The sequence below is a fragment of the Streptomyces sp. NPDC054956 genome, assembly GCF_053609185.1.
This window is the reverse complement of record NZ_JBSGXB010000499.1, coordinates 1-3,508: the sequence shown is the minus strand read 5'-3', so window position 1 is coordinate 3,508 and position 3,508 is coordinate 1. Positions and strand designations below refer to the sequence as shown.

General features: G+C 73.1%; 3 protein-coding genes. 1 reads left to right on the top strand and 2 read right to left on the bottom strand.

The window, feature by feature from the left end:
- Positions 1-87: 87 nt before the first annotated feature.
- Both ACWGDE_RS37345 and ACWGDE_RS37340 read right to left on the bottom strand, forming a co-directional pair.
- The gene (locus ACWGDE_RS37345; RefSeq protein WP_453393528.1) at positions 88-1,149 is read right to left on the bottom strand and encodes a zinc-dependent alcohol dehydrogenase family protein; all 1,062 of its coding nucleotides are present in this window, start codon (positions 1,147-1,149) and stop codon (positions 88-90) included.
- Positions 1,150-1,247: 98 nt separating this feature from the next.
- Positions 1,248-2,348, bottom strand: a complete 1,101-nt coding sequence (locus tag ACWGDE_RS37340; RefSeq protein WP_453393527.1) for an FAD-dependent monooxygenase — start codon at positions 2,346-2,348, stop codon at positions 1,248-1,250.
- A gap of 160 nt (positions 2,349-2,508) precedes the next feature.
- Here ACWGDE_RS37340 and ACWGDE_RS37335 point away from each other — a divergent pair, with 160 nt between their 5' ends.
- Positions 2,509-3,495 (top strand): TetR/AcrR family transcriptional regulator C-terminal domain-containing protein, encoded by a 987-nt coding sequence (locus tag ACWGDE_RS37335; RefSeq protein ID WP_453393526.1) that lies wholly within the window; start codon positions 2,509-2,511, stop codon positions 3,493-3,495.
- Positions 3,496-3,508: the final 13 nt, after the last annotated feature.

Here is a 3,508-nt window from a genome sequence, read left to right as displayed (position 1 = left end):
GATGACTGGACGTCCTCGGGTGCCTCGACAACGCGGCGAGGTGCGGTGCCGGGCGGCGCGGGTCAGGCAAGATCCGGAAGAGATGGCCTAGCCCTCCGCCGCCACGTCCGCCGCGCCCGGCCGGATGATCGTGACCCCGCTCCCCGGGGCCGTGCCCATCGCCGCCAGTGCCGCCGGCGCCGCGTCCAGCGGGATCGTGGCCGTGACCAGCAGGTCCGGCCGCAGGGACCCCGAGCGGACCAGCTCCATCATCGGCGGGTACGCGTGCGCCGCCATCCCGTGGCTGCCGAGGAGCTCCAGCTCCCACCCGATGACCCGCTCCATCGGCAGCGCCGCGGCCCCCTGCGCGGCCGGCAGCAGCCCGACCTGGACGTGCCGGCCGCGCCTGCGCAGTCCGGCCACCGAGGCCGCGGCCGTCACCGGCGAACCCAGGGCGTCGAGCGACAGGTGCGCCCCGCCGCCCGTCAACTCCCTTACGGCGTCGGCCGCGTCGGTCCGGTGTGGGTTCACGCAGTGCGCGGCTCCGAACCGCCGCGCCAGCTCCAGTGCCCCCGGGGCCGTGTCCACGGCCACCACCCGGGCCCCCGCGGCCACCGCGATCATCACGGCCGACAGCCCCACACCGCCGCAGCCGTGCACCGCGACCCATTCGCCCGGCGCCACCCGCCCGCGGGCGACCACCGCCCGGAACGCCGTCGCGAAACGGCAGCCCAGCCCGGCCGCCGTGTCGAACGACAGCTCCTCCGGTACGCCCACCAGGTTCACGTCGGCGTGCTCCAGCGCGACGTACTCGGCGAAGGACCCCCAGTGGGTGAACCCGGGCTGGGTCTGCCGGGCGCACACCTGGTGCTGGCCGGCGGCGCACTCGGCGCAGGTTCCGCAGGCGCAGACGAAGGGGACCGTGACCCGGTCCCCGGCCCGCCAGTTGGCGACTCCCGGTCCCAGCGCCTCGACCACGCCCGCCAGTTCGTGGCCCGGCACGTGCGGCAGCGTGATGTCCGGGTCGTGCCCCATCCATCCGTGCCAGTCGCTGCGGCACAGCCCGGTCGCCCCGACCCGTACCACCACCCCGCCGGCGGCCGGTGCCGGATCGGGCACCTCCCGTACCGCGGCCCGCTCCCCGTACCGCTCGAACACCACCGCGCGCACGCCGACCGCCTCCACTCGTTCCCAGGGCCTGCCGTCAGACTCCCGTCCGCCCCGGTGCCGGATGCGGGCCGCCCGGACCACCACACCATCCCTGGCGATCACCCGTCCAGCGAGAGCGCGTTCTTGGCGTGTTCGACGGAGGCCTCGGAGGCCGGCCCGCCGGGGTTCTCCGTGGCCAGGGCCTGGTTGAGCGTGACGAACGGGCGCATCCGCCGCTCGTAACGGGCGTACGCGGCACGGTGATCGCCCCGCTCGCGGGCGAGGCAGTCGGCCAGTACGTGGGCGCCGACGAGGGCGAGGCTGGTGCCCTGTCCCGAGAGGGGAGAGGGGCAGTAGCCGGCATCGCCGAGCAGGGCCACCCTGCCCCGCGACCAGTGGTCCATGCGGATCTGAGCCATGGCGTCGCAGTAGAAGTCGGGCGCGGTCCGGGCGGCTTCGGCCAGCCGGGCCCCCTCCCAGCGCAGTGACGCGAGCTTGTCGACGACGATCCGGCGCAGGGCGTCGCCGTCCTGGATGCCGGGGTCGGACATGAAGCCGAAGGCGATCCTGAGCTCGGTGTTGTCGCGCACCGGCATGATGCCGAAACCGGTGTCGCCGTCCCGCAGCCACATCTGCCAGTCCTCCAGCGCGAGGAAGTTGTCCGCGCCGAACACCGAGAGGTGGCTGCCCAGGTGGTGGGCGAAGTCCCCCTCGGGTCCGAAGGCCAGGCGCCGCACGGTGGAGTGCAGGCCGTCGGCGCCGATCACCAGGTCGAAGGTGCGGGACGGCCCGTGGGCGAAGTCGACGCGGACGCCGGCCGCGTCCTCCTCGAGCGCGGTGATGCCGTCGCCGAAGCGGTACTCGACGTCGGCGCGGGTGTGTTCGTACACCATCCGCACCAGATCGTCGCGCAGCAGCTCGATGTCGTCGGTGTCGAGCCGGCCGCTGCTGAAGGTGGATTCGGTCGTACGGTGGATCTCCTTGCCGTCCGGGTCGAGGACCGACATGCCGCGCATGCGGGTCCGTACGCCTCGCGCCCGCTCCAACAGGCCCATCCGCTCGACGACTTCGAGGGCGACACCGCGGATGTCCACGGCCTGGCCGCCGGGACGCGGGCCCGGGGCGCGCTCGACGACGGTCGCCGCGAAGCCGTGGCGGTGCAGCCGGTGGGCGAGCACCGGCCCGGCGATTCCGCCGCCGGAGATGAGGACGTTCTGCATGGGAAGCTCCTTGTCTACGCTGTACGCAACGTGAACGTACGACGTACGCACAGGGCCTTCAACAGGCAGAATTCCTCTGCTGTACTAGGACAGTTAGGGGTCCTGCCGGAATCGTCGCTGCTAGCCTCTGCGCTAGTACAGACAAGGGAGGCCGCAGGACGTGACGAAGCCCACAGACCCATCCGATCAGCCGCCCTATCTGCGCATCGTCGCCGGGATCCGCCACCGCATCGCCAGCGGTGAACTGGCCCCGGGCGACCGGGTTCCCTCGATCCGGCAGATCGCCGGGGAATGGGGCGTCGCACTGGCGACCGCCACCAAGGCCCTGACCACCTTGCGCCTCGAGGGACTCGTCGAGACCCGCCCCAGGGCCGGCACCGTCGTCGCCGGCGGAGCACCGGCCGCTCCGGCGGCTCCGGTCCGCCGCCCCTCGCTCACCGTCCCCGGCCCGGCCGTTGAGGGGGAACGGGATCTGAGCCTCGAGCGGATCGTCCGTGCGGCCATCGACATCGCCGACGCCGAGGGCCTGCCGGCGCTCTCCATGCGGGGCGTCGCCGCTCGGCTCGGCGTCGCCGCGATGTCGCCCTACCGGTACGTCCCGAGCAAGGACGACCTCATCCTGCTCATGGCCGACACCGTGTTCGGCGAGAAGTCCTACCCCGGCGAAGCCCCCGAGGAGTGGCGCGCCTGCGTCGAATCGGGTGCCCGGACCCTCTGGGCCCTCTACCGCAGGCACCCCTGGCTGGCTCAGGTCGGCTCCCTCACCCGCCCCCTGCTCGTGCCCAACCTGATGGTCCACGCCGAATGGGTGCTGCGGGCCCTCGACGGCCACGGGCTCGGTCCGGTCGAGCTGTTCGACATCCACGTACTGCTCTACAGCCATGTCCAGGGCCTGGCCGTGCACCTGGAGTGGGAGGCGCAGGCCGAAGCCTCCACCGGCGAGTCGGAGGACCAGTGGATGGACGGCCGCGCCTCCGACCTGCGGGGACTGGTGGCCTCGGGCCGCTTCCCGACCTTCGCCAAGGTGGTCGGAGCCTTCGACGACGGCTACGACCTGCGCCTCGACGCCCTCTTCGAGCTCGGCCTGACGGCCCTCCTGGACGGCCTGACCCCCCTCGTCGAAGGCCGGGCCGGTCGGGAAGGCTAGCGCTGTGACCGGC

Excerpts from the sequence above, each read along its gene's own strand:
- ACWGDE_RS37340 (WP_453393527.1), bottom strand. The coding sequence starts at position 2,348 with ATGCAGAACGTCCTCATCTCCGGCGGCGGAATCGCCGGGCCGGTGCTC.